The 14446-nt window shown below is 74.5% G+C and carries 13 protein-coding genes; 5 read left to right on the top strand and 8 right to left on the bottom strand.

Going from position 1 to position 14446, the window contains the following annotated elements:
* The first annotated feature begins 2 nt into the window (after positions 1-2).
* Genes AC2RP6_RS25655 through AC2RP6_RS25645 form a run of 3 tightly spaced genes read left to right on the top strand, consistent with a single transcriptional unit; the run spans position 3 to position 3995 of the window.
* Positions 3-1553: a PP2C family protein-serine/threonine phosphatase gene (locus AC2RP6_RS25655; protein ID WP_486448327.1), complete on the top strand. Its 1551-nt coding sequence runs from the start codon at positions 3-5 to the stop codon at positions 1551-1553.
* A 33-nt stretch (positions 1554-1586) separates the two neighbouring features.
* Entirely contained in the window at positions 1587-2927 is a 1341-nt protein-coding gene (locus tag AC2RP6_RS25650; RefSeq protein WP_486448326.1) for a hypothetical protein, read from the top strand.
* A 45-nt stretch (positions 2928-2972) separates the two neighbouring features.
* Complete coding sequence (locus tag AC2RP6_RS25645; protein WP_486448325.1) at positions 2973-3995, top strand: FHA domain-containing protein; 1023 nt, start codon at positions 2973-2975, stop codon at positions 3993-3995.
* On the opposite strand, the gene AC2RP6_RS25640 is transcribed toward AC2RP6_RS25645, so the two are convergent.
* Complete coding sequence (locus AC2RP6_RS25640; protein WP_486448324.1) at positions 3996-4994, bottom strand: methyltransferase domain-containing protein; 999 nt, start codon at positions 4992-4994, stop codon at positions 3996-3998. It abuts the gene before it with no gap.
* 82 nt (positions 4995-5076) lie between these two features.
* Between AC2RP6_RS25640 and AC2RP6_RS25635 the strand changes: the two genes are divergently transcribed.
* Complete coding sequence (locus AC2RP6_RS25635) at positions 5077-5481, top strand: globin (protein ID WP_486448323.1); 405 nt, start codon at positions 5077-5079, stop codon at positions 5479-5481.
* A gap of 36 nt (positions 5482-5517) precedes the next feature.
* On the opposite strand, the gene AC2RP6_RS25630 is transcribed toward AC2RP6_RS25635, so the two are convergent.
* From AC2RP6_RS25630 to ettA, 3 genes are read right to left on the bottom strand one after another with little or no spacing between them, the layout of a single operon-like run.
* A complete protein-coding gene (locus AC2RP6_RS25630) occupies positions 5518-6234 on the bottom strand; it encodes a DUF8010 domain-containing protein (RefSeq protein ID WP_486448322.1) in 717 nt (238 codons plus the stop codon).
* On the bottom strand, positions 6231-6680 hold the full coding sequence (locus AC2RP6_RS25625; protein WP_486448321.1) for an acyl-CoA thioesterase: 450 nt from the start codon (positions 6678-6680) through the stop codon (positions 6231-6233). The genes AC2RP6_RS25630 and AC2RP6_RS25625 overlap by 4 nt, the downstream gene beginning before the upstream one ends.
* A 22-nt stretch (positions 6681-6702) precedes the next feature.
* Positions 6703-8367 (bottom strand): energy-dependent translational throttle protein EttA, encoded by a 1665-nt coding sequence (ettA, locus tag AC2RP6_RS25620; protein ID WP_078658346.1) that lies wholly within the window; start codon positions 8365-8367, stop codon positions 6703-6705.
* Between the two features lie 143 nt (positions 8368-8510).
* Between ettA and AC2RP6_RS25615 the strand changes: the two genes are divergently transcribed.
* Positions 8511-9092, top strand: coding sequence for a hypothetical protein (locus tag AC2RP6_RS25615; RefSeq protein ID WP_486448320.1), 582 nt, complete (start codon positions 8511-8513; stop codon positions 9090-9092).
* Positions 9093-9153: 61 nt separating this feature from the next.
* Here the strand turns inward: AC2RP6_RS25615 and AC2RP6_RS25610 are convergent, their stop codons facing one another.
* The 4 genes from AC2RP6_RS25610 to AC2RP6_RS25595 form a co-directional block, all read right to left on the bottom strand.
* The gene (locus AC2RP6_RS25610) at positions 9154-10626 is read right to left on the bottom strand and encodes a phosphatase PAP2 family protein (RefSeq protein ID WP_486448319.1); all 1473 of its coding nucleotides are present in this window, start codon (positions 10624-10626) and stop codon (positions 9154-9156) included.
* A 77-nt stretch (positions 10627-10703) separates the two neighbouring features.
* Positions 10704-11933 carry a thioester domain-containing protein gene (locus tag AC2RP6_RS25605; protein ID WP_486450446.1) on the bottom strand — a complete coding sequence of 410 codons (1230 nt, stop codon included), beginning with the start codon at positions 11931-11933 and terminating at the stop codon, positions 10704-10706.
* Between the two features lie 132 nt (positions 11934-12065).
* The gene (locus tag AC2RP6_RS25600; protein WP_486448318.1) at positions 12066-12476 is read right to left on the bottom strand and encodes a single-stranded DNA-binding protein; all 411 of its coding nucleotides are present in this window, start codon (positions 12474-12476) and stop codon (positions 12066-12068) included.
* 125 nt (positions 12477-12601) lie between these two features.
* Entirely contained in the window at positions 12602-14446 is a 1845-nt protein-coding gene (locus AC2RP6_RS25595; RefSeq protein WP_486448317.1) for a GTPase, read from the bottom strand.

The raw sequence follows: 14446 nt of genomic DNA, 5'->3' as shown, positions 1-14446 counted from the left end.
TGATGTCGATGCACCGGCCGTCGTGCTGCCCCAGCTGCGCGGAGCCCCTGGAAGAGGGTGACCGTTTCTGCGGCCTTTGCGGCTACGCCCTGACCTCCTCGCCCCCGGCGGCGTCCACGGACCACCCGACGGTCCCCCTGCCACCGGCTCCGCCCGCCCCGCCGGCGCCACCGGCTCCCCCGGCGCCGGCACCGGCGCCGGCACCCGCCGCTCCGGCGGCCGGGTACGGGGGGCCGACCCCGGCCGCGCCGCACGGTTCCGCCGGCGCGGGTGAACCCGCCCCCGGCTGGGGCAGCGCGGCCGCCGCGGCCCCGACCCTGGTGGGGGACCCGGCCGACTGGGCCGCCACCCCGGCGCCCCCGGCCCAGCACCGGCCGGAGCACGACCGGCACCCGGAACAGGAACCGGAGCCCCGGCCCGGCGCGGCCGGAGCCGCGTACCCGGCCCACGAGACCCCGTACGGCCCCGAGACCCGCCACGACCGTCCCGGCGGCGACCCCGCCGACGGGCATCCCGGCACACCGCCCGCCGCCCCGCACGAGAACCCGTACGAGAGCGGGTACGACGGCCCGCCCCCGTCCGGCGCGGCGCCCGGCGGGAAGACCTGCGTGGCCTGCCGGGCCGGGCACGTCGACACCGACGGGTACTGCGAGCACTGCGGGCACGCCCAGCCCCGCGAGCGCGACCACGTCGAGGAGGAGCTCGGCAGCGTCGCCGCCGTCAGCGACCGCGGGCTGCGCCACCACCGCAACGAGGACTCGTTCGCGGTGTCGGCCACCGCCCTGGCCGACGGCTCCGCCGCCACCGTGGCCATCGTGTGCGACGGGGTCTCCTCCGCCAGCCGCCCCGACGAGGCGTCGGCCGCCGCGGCCGCCGCCGCCAACGAGGCGCTGCTGGAGGCGCTGCCCCGCGGGGCCCACCCCCAGGAGGCCATGCACGAGGCGATCCTGGCCGCCGCCGCGGCGGTCGACGCCCTGGCCCCGGAGGTCCCCGGCGCGCAGAACGCCCCCGCCTGCACCCTCGTCGGCGCCGTCGTCAGCGGCGGCCTCCTGACCATCGGCTGGGTCGGCGACAGCCGCGCCTACTGGGTGCCCGACGACCGTGCCGCGCTGCCCCGCCGCCTCACCGAGGACGACTCCTGGGCCGCCCAGATGGTCGCCGCCGGCCTGATGGGCGAGGCCGAGGCCTACGCGGACGTCCGCGCGCACGCCATCACCGGCTGGCTCGGGGCCGACGCCTACGACCTCGAACCGCACACCGCGATCTTCAAGCCGGACCACCCCGGCGTGGTCGTGGTCTGCACCGACGGACTGTGGAACTACGCGGAGTCCGCGCGGGAGATGGCGCAGGTCCTGCCCGCCGACGCGGCGGTGCGCCCGCTGCACAGCGCGCAGGTGCTCGTGGGCCACGCCCTCGACGGCGGCGGGCACGACAACATCACCGTGGCCGTCGTGCCCTTCGCCACGCAGACCGAACGGGAACCGGGAGCGGCACCGGAGCCCGGACCGGCAGCAGCACCGGAACCGGAAGTGGAAGCGCGCCCGCAGGTCTGACCCGCCTGCCCGAGCCCTCTAGGAGTCCTGCCGATGGCGAACTTCGCCAAGCCGAGCGCACCGCGCTTCAGCGTGGACGTGTACCAGAACGAGTTCCTTCCCGAAGGCGGGCGGGACGTCCACGCCATCGTCACCGTCACCGCCACGGGCGGCGGCAGCGTCACCCGCGGCACGCCCGCCGACGGCACGGCCGCCGACGGCACGGCCGCCGTCGTGATCATGGTGGACTGCTCGGGTTCCATGGAGTACCCGCCGGAGAAGATGCGCGGCGCCCGCGAGGCCACCGCCGCGGCGATCGACACCCTGCGCGACGGCACCGCGTTCGCCGTGGTCGCCGGCACGCACGTGGCCAAGGAGGTCTATCCGGGCCAGGGCCGCCTCGCCGTCGCCGATCCCGCCACCCGCGCACGGGCCAAGGAGGCCCTGCGCGGGCTCGGCGCGGGCGGCGGCACCGCCATCGGCACCTGGCTGCGCCTGGCCGACGGCCTGCTGCGCGGCTCCACCGCCGCCATCCGCCACGGCATCCTGCTGACCGACGGGCGCAACGAGCACGAGGAGCCGGCCGTCCTGCGCGCCACCCTCGACGCCTGCGCGGGCCGCTTCACCTGCGACGCCCGCGGTGTGGGCACCGACTGGGAGGTGAAGGAGGTCACCGGCATCGCGAGCGCCCTGCTCGGATCCGCCGACATCGTGGCCGACCCGGCCCACCTCACCGAGGACTTCACGTCCCTGATGGAGAACGTCATGGGCAAGGAGGTCGCGGACGTCTCACTGCGCCTGTGGACCCCGGTCGGCGTGGAGATCCAGTACGTCAAGCAGGTCGCGCCGGCCGTCCAGGACCTGACGGCCCGCCGCACCGACACGGGCCCGCGCGCCGGGGACTATCCGACCGGGTCGTGGGGTGACGAGTCCCGCGAGTACCACGTGTGCGTACGCGTCCCCGGCGCGGCCGTCGGCCAGGAGATGCTCGCCTCCCGCGTCACGCTCGTCCGGCCGGCGACGGGCGGCCGGCCCGAGGCCGTCCTGGGCCAGGGCCTGGTGCGCGCGGTGTGGACGAACGACCTCGCCGCCTCCACCGCCATCAACCCGCAGGTCGCCCACTACACGGGGCAGGCGGAGCTGGCGCAGGCTATCCAGCAGGGCCTCGAAGCCCGCAAAATGGGCGATGTCGATGGTGCTACGGCCAAACTCGGACGGGCCGTACAACTGGCGAGCGTCTCCGGCAACGCCGACACAGCACGACTCCTGTCGAAGGTGGTGGATGTGGTGGACGCGGTGGCAGGTACTGTGCGGCTGAAAGCGAAGGTCGCCGACGCCGACGAGATGACGCTCGAAACACGTTCGACGCAGACCGTCCGAGTGAAGAAGTTCTGAGAGCCTCCCGCGATGACGCAGGGAGAAGAAGGGGGAAGAGCCGCCATGCCGACCTGCCCGAACGGGCACCAGTCCGCCTCCGACGACTGGTGCGAGGTCTGCGGCCACCGCATGGGTGCCCCGGAGGGACCCCCCGCGGTGCCTTCCTACGGCTACGGCTTCCCCCCGACCGCCGGTGAACCGACCGCCCAGGCCGAGCTGTGCCCGCAGTGCCGGACCCCGCGCGAGGCCATGGCCCCGTTCTGCGAGGAGTGCCGGTACAACTACCTGACGCGTTCCGCGACCTCGTACGCGCCCCCGGCCACGGACCCGGGGCCGTCGGCGCCCGGCCCCGGTACCCATGCCGGTGCCCCCGCGGGGCCGCGTCCCGGCAGCCCGCCCCCGCCGCCGGTGCCCTCGCCGGGCACGTACGCCCAGGACCACTTCGACTACCAGGGTTCCCGGCCGTCCCGGGTCAACCGGCCGGCCGAGCCGCTGCAGCGCGAGGACGACTGGATGCTGCCGCCGCCGGCGCACGAGCCGCCGCCCGCGTACCAGCAGGCTCCGCAGCCCCCGCAGCCCCAGTACCAGCAGCAGCCCCCGCCGCCGCAGCAGCGGGAGTACCAGCAGGAGTACCGGCAGCAGCCCCAGACGCCGCCGTACCAGCCCCTGCCGCCACAGGGCGGCTCCTGGACCGCGACGATCGGCCCGGACCGCTCGTACTTCATGGCGATGATGCAGCGCAGCGGACCGGAGGCGACCGGGCTCAACCTGCCCGCGTACTCCCCGGAGCAGCACCTTCCGCTGTCCGGCGGCCAGATCACCATCGGCCGCCGCCGCGCCTCGACGGGCGAGTCCCCCGACATCGACCTGTCGGTGCCCCCGGAGGACCCGGGCGTCTCCCACCAGCACGCGGTACTGGTGCAGCAGCCCGACATGAGCTGGGCGGTGGTGGACCAGAACTCCACCAACGGCACCACCATCAACGGCGGCGAGGACCCGATCCAGCCCTACGTCCCGGTCCCGCTCGCCGACGGCGACCGCGTCCACGTGGGCGCCTGGACCACGATCACCATCCGCCGCGGCTGATCACCCCTGTCCCAGGGGCCATACGTAGGGCCCCTGGGGATCGTCCAGCCACGACCACTGGCCCTCCGGGCCGACGGAGACGCCGAAGCGTTCGCGGCCCGGCCGGCCCTCGCTGCGCCACAGGTCCAGGGCCTCGCGGGGGTGCAGTACCCCTGCGGTCAGCACGAGCATGAACTGGAAGCGCTCGTTCTCCACCAGCTCGTACGGGAGTCCGCGCACCATCGCCATCCGGTCGGGCGGCGGTACGGCCGTGGCCCCGCGCAGCGGGACGAAGTACGCCGCGGTGTGCAGGAAGCGGCCCTCCGCGAAATCGGCGTCCCGCACCGTGAGCGCGATCAGCCCCGTCGACAGCGGGGCCAGGATCCGCGCCCCCGGGCGGCACTGGCCGAGCCAGGCGTGCGGGACCAGCGGGAGGCTGCAGGTCACCAGGATCCGGTCGAAGGGGGCCCGCGCCGGGCAGCCTCGGGCGCCGTCCCCGGTGACGACGGTGGGGTGGTAGCCGAGGTGGGCCAGGTGGGTCCGGGCGGACTCGGTGATCTCCTCGTCCAGGTCCACCGTGGTGACGTGCTCGTCGCCGAGGCGGTGGCTGAGCAGGGCCGCGTTGTAGCCGGTGCCCGCGCCGATCTCCAGGACGTCGTCGCCGTCCCGCACGTCGAGGGCGGCCAGCATCTTCGCCATCAGGGAGGGCTGGCTGCTGGAGGAGACCAGCCGGCCGTCGCGCAGCCGGGTCGCGAGCGGGGTGTCGACGTACACGCCGCGCAGCCAGCGGGCCCGCTGCCCGGGGTCGGGGTCCTCGGCCCAGAGCCGTTCGTGACCGGCGCCGCGGTCGGTCCAGAAGTAGGGGACGAAGACGTGCCGGGGCACGGCCGCGAAGGCCGCCCGCCAGCGCGGGTCGTCCAGTACGCCGGCGGCGGTCAGCTCCCGTACCTGGGCGGCGTGCGCGGTCTCCCGCAGGTCCCGCGTCTCGGTGCGTACGGTGCGTGCGGTGTGTGCGCCCATGCCTCCACTGTCCTGCGCCCGGCCGTCACGTGCGACGTGAAGGGGCCCCCGGGCAGTGCCGGGCGTCTGAGACGATGGTCGGGTGAATGAGATTCCGCGGGGCAGCCTTCAGGAGCAGACCTTCTACGAGCAGGTGGGCGGCGAGGACACCTTCCGTCGCCTCGTGCGGCGCTTCTACCAAGGCGTCGCGGAGGACCCGCTGCTGCGCCCGATGTACCCGGAGGAGGACCTCGGGCCCGCCGAGGAGCGCTTCGCGCTGTTCCTCATGCAGTACTGGGGCGGTCCGAGCACCTACAGCCGGCACCGCGGCCACCCGCGCCTGCGGATGCGGCACGCGCCGTTCCAGGTGGACGCGGCGGCCCACGACGCCTGGCTGAAGCACATGCGGGTGGCGCTGGACGAGCTGGGGCTGGCGCCGGAGCACGAGGCGCAGCTGTGGAAGTACCTGACGTACGCGGCCGCGTCGATGATCAACACGGCGGGCTGACCGCCGGCGGCGCGGCCGGTCCCGGGGCGCTGCGGGTCAGACGGGGCTGACCCGGAAGGCGCCGAGGCCTCCGGTGGCGCCGGGGCTGCGGGTCGCGACGGAACCGTACGGGGTGCGCAGCCGCAGCCAGCTCCCGGCGGCGAGGAGCGCCACGGGGTCGGGGGCGGCGCCGGACGGGGACGCGGCGGCGGACACGGTGGCCCGTACCGGCCGCAGGAAGCCCAGGGACTGCGCGGCGTGCGCGGCGCGCAGCGGCAGCTCGGTGTCGCCCAGGCAGCGGGACCAGATCTCGCGGCCGATGCGGTCGCGCTCGGAGCGGGTCCGGTGCTGCACGGGGAGGGCCTCGTCCCGGGCCCGGAACTCGGCGACGGACGCCGCGAGGACCCGCGCGATGGCCTCGGGGCCGGGCAGGCCCGGCAGGTGCCGCCAGCCGCCGCGGGGCGGGAGCACCCCGGTCCACGGCGGGCCGGTGACCGGCCCGGGCACGGTGGCCCCGGCCGAGGCCTCGTCCACGGATTCGAGGAGTTCCCCGGCGGAGACGGTCACGTCCAGCGGCGCCGCCACGGGGACGGCGAGCCGGACGGTACGGATGGCGAGGACCTCGAAGGAGGGCGGCCGTCCGAAGACGCCGAGCGCGCCGCCGCCGCCCTGGAGGCGGACGGCGGCGGCCCGGTCGTAGTGCACCAGCCGGCCCAGGAAGGCGGCGAGGTCCGCCGCCTCCCCGGTGTCGGCGAAGCGCAGCTGCTCGGTCATGCCGCGATGGCCTCGGTACGCGGCTCGTCGAGGTACTCCTCCAGGAAGCGCCTCTCCTCGGCCGTGATGCGGCGCGGCCGGCCGGCGGCGAGGTTGTAGGGCACGACCACGGTCTCCGCGCGCACGTAGACCGTCTCGGGCCGGTCCTCGGTCGCCTCGTCCTTGACCTCGTAGCGGATCGTCAGGGAAGCGGCGCCTATCCGGGTCACCCAGGACTCGATGAGGACGGGCTCGTGACGGTGCACGAGGGGCAGCTTGTAGTCGATCTCGTGGCGGGCCACGACGGAGCCGCCCGTGAAGGACTCGCTGCCCTCGCCCGGCGCGAGGCGGAACATGAAGTCGATCCGGGCCTCCTCCAGGTAGCGGAGGAAGACGACGTTGTTGACGTGCCCGAAGGCGTCCATGTCCGCCCAGCGCAGGGGGCAGCGGTAGTGGTGTCTGGCCATGGCCGTGACCTCAGCGCTCCCCTCAGCCCCGGGTGAGCTTCTTGTAGGTGGCGCGGTGCGGACGGGTCGCGTCCGGGCCGAGCCGCTCGATCTTGTTCTTCTCGTAGGACTCGAAGTTGCCCTCGAACCAGAACCACTTGGAGTCGCCCTCGTAGGCGAGGATGTGGGTGGCCACCCGGTCCAGGAACCAGCGGTCGTGGGAGACGACCACGGCCGCACCGGGGAACTCCAGCAGCGCGTTCTCCAGCGAACCCAGGGTCTCGACGTCGAGGTCGTTGGTGGGCTCGTCGAGGAGCAGCAGGTTGCCGCCCTGCTTGAGGGTCAGCGCGAGGTTCAGGCGGTTGCGCTCACCGCCGGAGAGCACGCCGGCCGGCTTCTGCTGGTCCGGCCCCTTGAAGCCGAAGGCGCTGACGTAGGCGCGGGACGGCATCTCGACGTTGCCGACGTTGATGTAGTCCAGCTCGTCCGACACGACCGCCCAGAGGGTCTTCTTGGGGTCGATGTTGGCGCGGCCCTGGTCGACGTACGAGATCTTGACGGTCTCGCCGACCTTGATCTCGCCGGAGTCCGGCTTCTCCAGGCCCTGGATCATCTTGAAGAGCGTGGTCTTGCCGGCGCCGTTGGGGCCGATGATGCCGACGATGCCGTTGCGCGGCAGCGTGAAGGACAGGTCGTCGATGAGGACCTTGTCACCGAACGCCTTGGAGAGGTTGTTGACCTCGACCACGATCGAGCCCAGACGCGGGCCCGGCGGGATCTGGATCTCCTCGAAGTCCAGCTTGCGCATCTTGTCGGCCTCGGCCGCCATCTCCTCGTAGCGGGCGAGGCGGGCCTTGGACTTGGCCTGGCGGCCCTTGGCGTTGGAGCGGACCCACTCCAGCTCTTCCTTGAGGCGCTTGGCGCGCTTCTCGTCCTTCTTGCCCTCGACCTTGAGGCGCTCGGCCTTCTTCTCCAGGTAGGTGGAGTAGTTGCCCTCGTAGGGGTGCGCGCGGCCGCGGTCGAGTTCGAGGATCCACTCGGCGACGTTGTCGAGGAAGTAGCGGTCGTGGGTGACGGCCACGACGGCGCCCTTGTACTGGGCCAGGTGCTGCTCCAGCCAGTTCACGGACTCGGCGTCGAGGTGGTTGGTGGGCTCGTCGAGGAGCAGCAGGTCGGGGGCCTCCAGCAGCAGCTTGCAGAGGGCCACGCGGCGCTTCTCGCCACCGGAGAGGTTGGTGACGGGCCAGTCGCCGGGCGGGCAGCCCAGGGCGTCCATGGCCTGCTCCAGCTGGGCGTCGAGGTCCCACGCGTTGGCGTGGTCCAGGTCGTCCTGGAGCTTGCCCATTTCCTCCATCAGCTCGTCGGTGTAGTTGGTCGCCATTTCCTCGGCGATCGCGTTGAACCGGTTGAGCTTCTGCTTGATCGGGCCGACGCCGTCCTCGACGTTCTCCAGGACGGTCTTGGACTCGTCGAGCTTCGGCTCCTGCATGAGGATGCCGACGGAGTAGCCGGGCGACAGGAAGGCGTCGCCGTTCGACGGCTGCTCGATGCCCGCCATGATCTTCAGAACGGTGGACTTACCGGCACCGTTCGGGCCGACCACACCGATCTTCGCGCCGGGCAGGAAGTTCAGGAAGACGTCGTCAAGGATCACCTTGTCGCCGTGTGCCTTGCGCGTCTTGCGCATGGTGTAGATGAACTCAGCCAAGAGAAACCGTCCGGCAGATCGATGGTGGGCAGATACACCCCATCTTGCCGTACGTCCATACCCGCGGGCGAATGGGTAGGTCAGAGCAGCCCGGGCCGGGGCAGGATGCCACCGGGATGTCGGGCGTGGTGGTCGGGGGGGCGGTGGGGAGCGCACTCATAGGGCTGGCGGCGGCGGTCGTGGGCGTCACCGGGACGCTCGTCGCGTCCGTGCTGTCGCAGCGCATGACGGCCCGTGTCCAGGTGGAGCAGTTCGCCCAGCGGCAGCAGGAGGCCGAGGCCCAGTGGCTGCGCGAGCAGCGGGTCGCCGAGCTGGACCGGCGGCGCGAGGGCTACATGAACGTCAACGCCGCCCTGCGCCGCTACCGGACCCACCTGCTGAACTTCCTGTGGACCGTGCACAAGGGCGCGGTGACCGACGAGGCGCGCGGAGTGGTCGAGGAGGCCCGGCGCGATCACCACTCGGCCATGGCCGAAGCGCAGATGGTGGCATCCGCGGGGGTGCTGGCCGAGCTGAACGACATGACGAGGACGCTGTCGGAGACGTACCGGCGGATCATGTGCCTGGAGGAGGGCCGTCCCGATCCGGACGGTTCCTTCGACGAGATACGGGCGGACTTCGCCCGGATCTGGGACCAGTGGGAGCGGCTGCTCGGCGCCATGCGGACGGATCTCGGGGTGGCGGACGCGGCGGCCGGACCGGCTCGGCTTCCGGCCGGCAGCTGATGGGCATCCGGCGGGCCGCCCCGGCCTGGTGCGGCGGGGCGGCCCGTCGGTCCGTTCCGGGTCAGATGGGGCGGTAGACCGTGAGGGCGTCCGGGAGGGCGTCGAGGACGATCTCGCCCGGGGCTTTGGCGTATTCGCCGTCGAAGGCGAGCGGGGTGCCGGGCGGGACGGAGCCGATGCGCAGGCTGCGCAGGTGCGTGGCGGCATGGACCGGGGAGCGGCTCAGCGGGCCGGCGAAGGCGGCGGCCAGCAGGCGGGGGCCGGGCCGCCCGCCGCCGTAGACGAGCCGGAGGTCGAGCAGGCCCTCACCCAGGCTGTCGCGTCGGCCGGGGTTCGGGCCGCTGCCGTGGTAGGTGCCGTTGCCGGCGAAGAGGAGCCACACGCTGCGGCGGCGGCCGGCGAGGTCCAGCCGTACGGGCCGCTCGGCGCGCAGGACCTTCCAGGCCGCCAGCAGCGCGGCCGGGCCGCCGCCGATGCGCGGGCCCCAGCGCAGCCGGTGGCGCAGCAGCTCCGGATAGGCGCCGATGCTGAAGTTGTTCAGGAAGTAGCCGGGCTCCCCGTCGGGGCCCGGGGAGAAGCGGCCCACCCCGATGCGGACGGCCTCCCCGTGCTCCAGGGCCTCGCAGGTGCCCTCGGGGCCGATGAGACCGAGGTCGAGCGCGAAGTGGTTGAGGGTGCCGCCCGGGAAGACGGCGAGGGGCACGTCGGCGCGCAGCGCGGCGGTGGCGGCCGCGTTGATGGTGCCGTCGCCGCCGCACACCCCGAGGACGGTGGCGCGTGAGGCCGCCTCCGTCAGGGCGGGGAGCAGCTCCGGGCCCTCGCACTCGATCACCTCGGCCTTGGGGAGCCGGGCGCGCAGCAGGCCGGGGACGGCGGCGGCCGTTCCCGAGCCGGTGTTGACGACGACCGTCAGACCGGCCCCCTCGGGCAGTGCGGGCGCCCCGATGGCCCTGCGCTCGTCGCCGGGCACGGCCCGGGCCTCCCGCACGTCGCGCGCGAGGCGGCGTACGACGAAGGCGGCGCCCACGCCCAGTGCCGCGCCCGCCGCCACGTCGGAGGGGTAGTGCACGCCGGTGTAGACGCGCGAGAAGGCCACCGACGCGGCGACGGGCGCCAGCACCGCTCCCCAGCCCGGCGCGGCCAGCGCCACCCCGGTGGCGAAGGCGAAGGCGGACGCCGAATGCCCGGACGGGAAGGAGGTGGTGTGCGGCTGCACGGCCAGCCGCCGCACCGCCGGAACGCCCTCCAGCAGTGGCCGCGGGCGGCGCACGGACCACTTGCCGACGGTGTTGATGGTCGAGGAGGCCAGGGCGAGGGAGGCCGCGCCGCGCACGGCGGCCTTGCGCGCCCCGGCCGATCCGAAGACGGCGAGGGCCACGGCGGCCCCGCCCCACAGCACCCCGTGGTTCGCGGCCCGCCCGAGGCGCGGCAGCACGCGGTCGGCGCCCGGCCAGTGCCTGCGGGCCACGGCGTCGAACAACCGGCGGTCCCACCGCGCGAGGACGCCGGTCCAGGTCAGTTCTTGATCAACCATTTCCTGCCTCTACCCGGGATCCCGTACGGGATCCCTTCTTCGGCCACTCCTCTCCTCCTGCTCCCGTACGCCTCTCCCTATTCCTGTCCCTCCTCGTCGAGCGGGCGCTTGCGCAGGAGGAGGACGACCAGGCCGCCCAGGACGACCAGGCCCACCGCCAGGGACGCGATGACGGGCGTGGCGGCCGAGCTGCCGCTGGTCGCCAGCCGCTCCTCGTCCGGTGAGGTGGTGGCGAGCGCGGCGGACTGCGCGCCCAGCGCGACGGCGTCCGAGCCCGCCGCCCGGCCCGGGTCCGACACCGGGGTCTGGCCGGCCCCGGGCGGTGGGGGCGGCGGCCAGGCCGCCCGCGCCGTGGCGGCGGTCACGGACTCGCTGGAGCCGGCCACGATCTGCGCCTGGGCGGGAACACCGCTGGTGAAGACCCGCCCGACCGGCACCCTGGTCGCCCCCTGGACGGTGACCGTGGCCGTCCCGTCGGGGGTGCCCGCCGGGACCTCGAAGTAGAGCCGGCTGCCGTTGACCGCGGTGGTCAGCGGCTGCCCCTGCGCGTCGACCACCCGTACGCCCATGGCCGCGGCCGCCGCGTCCGGGACGACGGACACGCTCCGCGCCCCGGTGCGTACGGTCACCGGGCCGAGGCGGGTGCCCACCGGCCCCGAGACGTCGCCGGGGTCCAGCCCCAGTGAGGCGGGCGGTTCCGGCATCTGCCCCGCGGCCCGCTGGAGGTAGTCGGCCAGCTTCTCGGCGGACGGGTCCGCGGCCTCGACCCGCACGCCGTCCGCGAGGCGCCAGATCGCCACCTGCGTCCCGGCCGCCGCGCTCTCCGCGGTGAGCCCCACGGCTCCGGCGGCCTTGGCGAGCCCGGCCAGGTCGTTCAGCTGCGGGTAGGAGTGCTCCAGCACCCAGCGGATCCGGCCCGCCTGCCCGTTGCCCGCGAGCGGGCTGCCGCTCCAGCCGCTCTCGGAGTACCGGGCCTGCGGCTGGGCGTTGCCCGCCACGCCGACCCCGTAGGTCTGCAGCATGCCGCCGCCGTCGACCCGCATCTCGTACAGGCCGGCGGGGATCTGCCGCACCGACCCGTCCTCGGCGTGGAGGACCGCCTGCCCGTACGTCTTCAGCCCGTCCAGCACGGCGCTCGCGCCCTCCGGGGCGCGGGGCGCCACCGGACCGGAGTCGGCGGCGGCCCGGGCGCCGGGCGCGGCGGCGAGGGCCGCGGCCAGCAGCGCGGCCGCGAGCGGCCAGGCGCGCCGAGCCCCGGCCCGCGGCGGCCGGTTCGAGCGGCGCCGGCGGAACCGGCGGACCGGCAGCAGGAGCGGGAGCGGGAGCTGAAGCAGGAGCAGGAGTGGAGGATGCGGGAACGGCAATCGACACAGTCTTCCCCTTCGGGCCAAAGACCCAGGTGCCCGTGAGTACCGGGGAATCCTAACCGCCTCGAACACTCAGCCCACCGCCGCCTTCTGAGTGTCCATCAGCGGATGATGATCTGTTCTCACCACCCGCCTGAACGCCGCCGTGCCGCGGTTCAGGTCGTGCCCGACGGCGGTCGCGTCGATCTCCGCGCCGAACCGCCGGTTGCCCTCGTCGTCCGGCGGGTCCTCCCGCACGCGCAGCCGCCCGTGCACCACCAGCGGTTCGCCGACCGCGACGGAGCCGGCGAGGTTCACCGCGAGGGTGCGCCGCGCCCACACCGTGTAGAAGCTCGTGGCCCCGTCCGTCCAGGCGTCCTTGCGCCGGTCGTAGTACCGCGGCGTCACCGCGAACCGGAACCGCGCCGACGGACCGTTCGCCGTCTCCTTGTAGTCGACCTGCGTCGCCACATGTCCCACCAGCGTCACCTGGGTGTCGTACATCCCGGCCGCCCTCCCCCGTCGTTCCGGCCCGCACGGACCATCCGCACGGACCACCCGCACGGACCATCCGTACGGGCTATGACCCATGCTGCGCCCGGCGGCCGGCCCCCGCTCCGGCCTGTGGACTACTGGCGGGTTGTGGACAACCGGCTCCCCCCTGCGGCGACGGTGGCGTACTGCTCCCGCACCTCCCGGTACCGCAGCAGCTCCGCCGCCACCGGTTCCAGCACCCGGGCCCGTCCGCACCCGGCGGCCGCCTGGCGCAGCTTGCGCTCCGCGTCCTGCCCGTACCGGCGGGCCGGGCCGCGGGCCGCGATCGAGCAGGCCCACTCCACGAGCGGTCCGCCGATGATGCCCGCCACCATCAGCAGCACCGGCGGCATCAGCTCGGGCTCAAGGACCCCGACGATCTGCCCGACGAGCCACAGTCCGCCGAAGATCTGGAGCAGCGTCATGGCCGCCTGGGCCAGCACCGCCGCCGGCCACCACGCGGGCCGCGGCGGCTTCGCGGTCGGCACCGCGACCGCGGCCCCGAGGGTCACCGCGATCTCGTCCAGCGCTTCCGGAAGCCCTTCGGCACCGCGCACCGCCGTCTCGCGCACCGCCTGCGCCCAGGGTTCGGGCAGGCCGGCGACCGCCTCGTCGGCGACGACGCGCACCGCCTGCTCCACCCGCTGACGCGCGGTCACCTCCTCCTCGACCGGTGCCTGCGCGACCGTCTGACCGCGGCCGCCGATGGCCGCGAGGGCCGCCAGTCCCGCCAGGGTGCGCGGAGCGCGCCGGTTCTCGTACCAGCGCCACAACCGCAGCCACGGGGTCCCGCACGCCTTGCCCGCGTTGCGCCGCCAGGCCCGTTCGGCGGCGAGCCCGGCCGCGCAGGCCCCGACCGCCTCGGCGAGCCGGTCCTCGAACTCGGCGCGCGCCACCTCCCCGATCTCGGGTCCGGCGTGCCCGTCGGCGACGTAGAGCGGCCGCAGCCGGACGGCCGCGCGATCCACGTCCGCCGAGATCCGCCGGGTCGCGGCGCCCTTCTCCTGCGTGAACTGGCCGAGGAGTTCGCGCAGCTCCCCCACGCCGTCGCCGGTGAGGGCGGAGAGTCCGAGGACCGTGGCGCCGGGCTCGCCGTGCTCGCCGAGCGCGATGCCGTCCTCGTCGAGGAGCCGGCGCAGGTCGTCCAGGACGAGGTCGGCGGCCTCGCCGGGCAGCCGGTCCACCTGGTTGAGCACGACGAAGGTCACCTCGGCGTGCCCGGCGAGCGGCCGCAGGTACCGCTCGTGCAGCACCGCGTCGGCGTACTTCTCCGGGTCCACGACCCACACCACGGCGTCGACGAGCGCCAGTACGCGGTCCACGTGGTCGCGGTGGGCACCGACCGCCGAGTCGAGGTCGGGCAGGTCGACGAGGACCATCCCGCGCAGCGTCTCGGCCTCGGCGGTCTCGCGGGGCCGGCGCCGCAGCCGCCCCGGGATCTCCAGCCGGTCGAGCAGCCCGGCGGCTCCGTCCGACCAGCTGCACGCGATGGGCGCGGCGGTGGTCGGGCGGCGCAGCCCGGTCTCGGAGATCTGCACCCCGGCGAGTGAGTTGAAGAGCGTGGACTTGCCGCTTCCGGTCGCTCCGGCGATCGCGACGACGGTGTGCTGGGGCGAGAGCCCACGGCGTGCGGCGGCCTCGTCCAGCACCCGTCCGGCCTCGGCGAGGGTCTTGCCGTCGAGCCGGGTCCGGGACAGCCCGACCAGCTGGCGCAGCGCGTCGAGGCGCTGGCGCAGGGCCTGCGCCTCGGGGCTGAGCGGGGGCGCGGACGACTTGCCGCCGTCGCTGCCGGCGCCGGAGACGGCCCGTACGAGCGCCTCGTCGCCCTCGTCGCCCGCCTCCGCGGCATCCTCGTCGCCCGCTTCGACGGGGCGGGGGCGGGAGCGCGCGATGAACCCGTCGTCCCATCGGTCGTCGGTGCGGTCGGTCAGGGCGGTCAC

It is taken from the genome of Streptomyces sp. WAC03905 (genome assembly GCF_057371075.1).
The sequence above is the reverse complement of the archived record's forward strand: the minus strand, read 5'-3'. Positions and strand labels throughout refer to the sequence as shown.

What these genes read in the sequence shown, in the direction of transcription:
- AC2RP6_RS25645 (WP_486448325.1), top strand. Translation starts at nt 2,973, where the DNA reads ATGCCGACCTGCCCGAACGGGCACCAGTCCGCCTCCGACGACTGGTGC.
- AC2RP6_RS25630 (WP_486448322.1), bottom strand. Translation starts at nt 6,234, where the DNA reads ATGACCGAGCAGCTGCGCTTCGCCGACACCGGGGAGGCGGCGGACCTC.
- AC2RP6_RS25610 (WP_486448319.1), bottom strand. Translation starts at nt 10,626, where the DNA reads ATGGTTGATCAAGAACTGACCTGGACCGGCGTCCTCGCGCGGTGGGAC.
- AC2RP6_RS25625 (WP_486448321.1), bottom strand. Translation starts at nt 6,680, where the DNA reads ATGGCCAGACACCACTACCGCTGCCCCCTGCGCTGGGCGGACATGGAC.
- AC2RP6_RS25650 (WP_486448326.1), top strand. Translation starts at nt 1,587, where the DNA reads ATGGCGAACTTCGCCAAGCCGAGCGCACCGCGCTTCAGCGTGGACGTG.
- AC2RP6_RS25600 (WP_486448318.1), bottom strand. Translation starts at nt 12,476, where the DNA reads ATGTACGACACCCAGGTGACGCTGGTGGGACATGTGGCGACGCAGGTC.
- AC2RP6_RS25640 (WP_486448324.1), bottom strand. Translation starts at nt 4,994, where the DNA reads ATGGGCGCACACACCGCACGCACCGTACGCACCGAGACGCGGGACCTG.
- AC2RP6_RS25655 (WP_486448327.1), top strand. Translation starts at nt 3, where the DNA reads ATGTCGATGCACCGGCCGTCGTGCTGCCCCAGCTGCGCGGAGCCCCTG.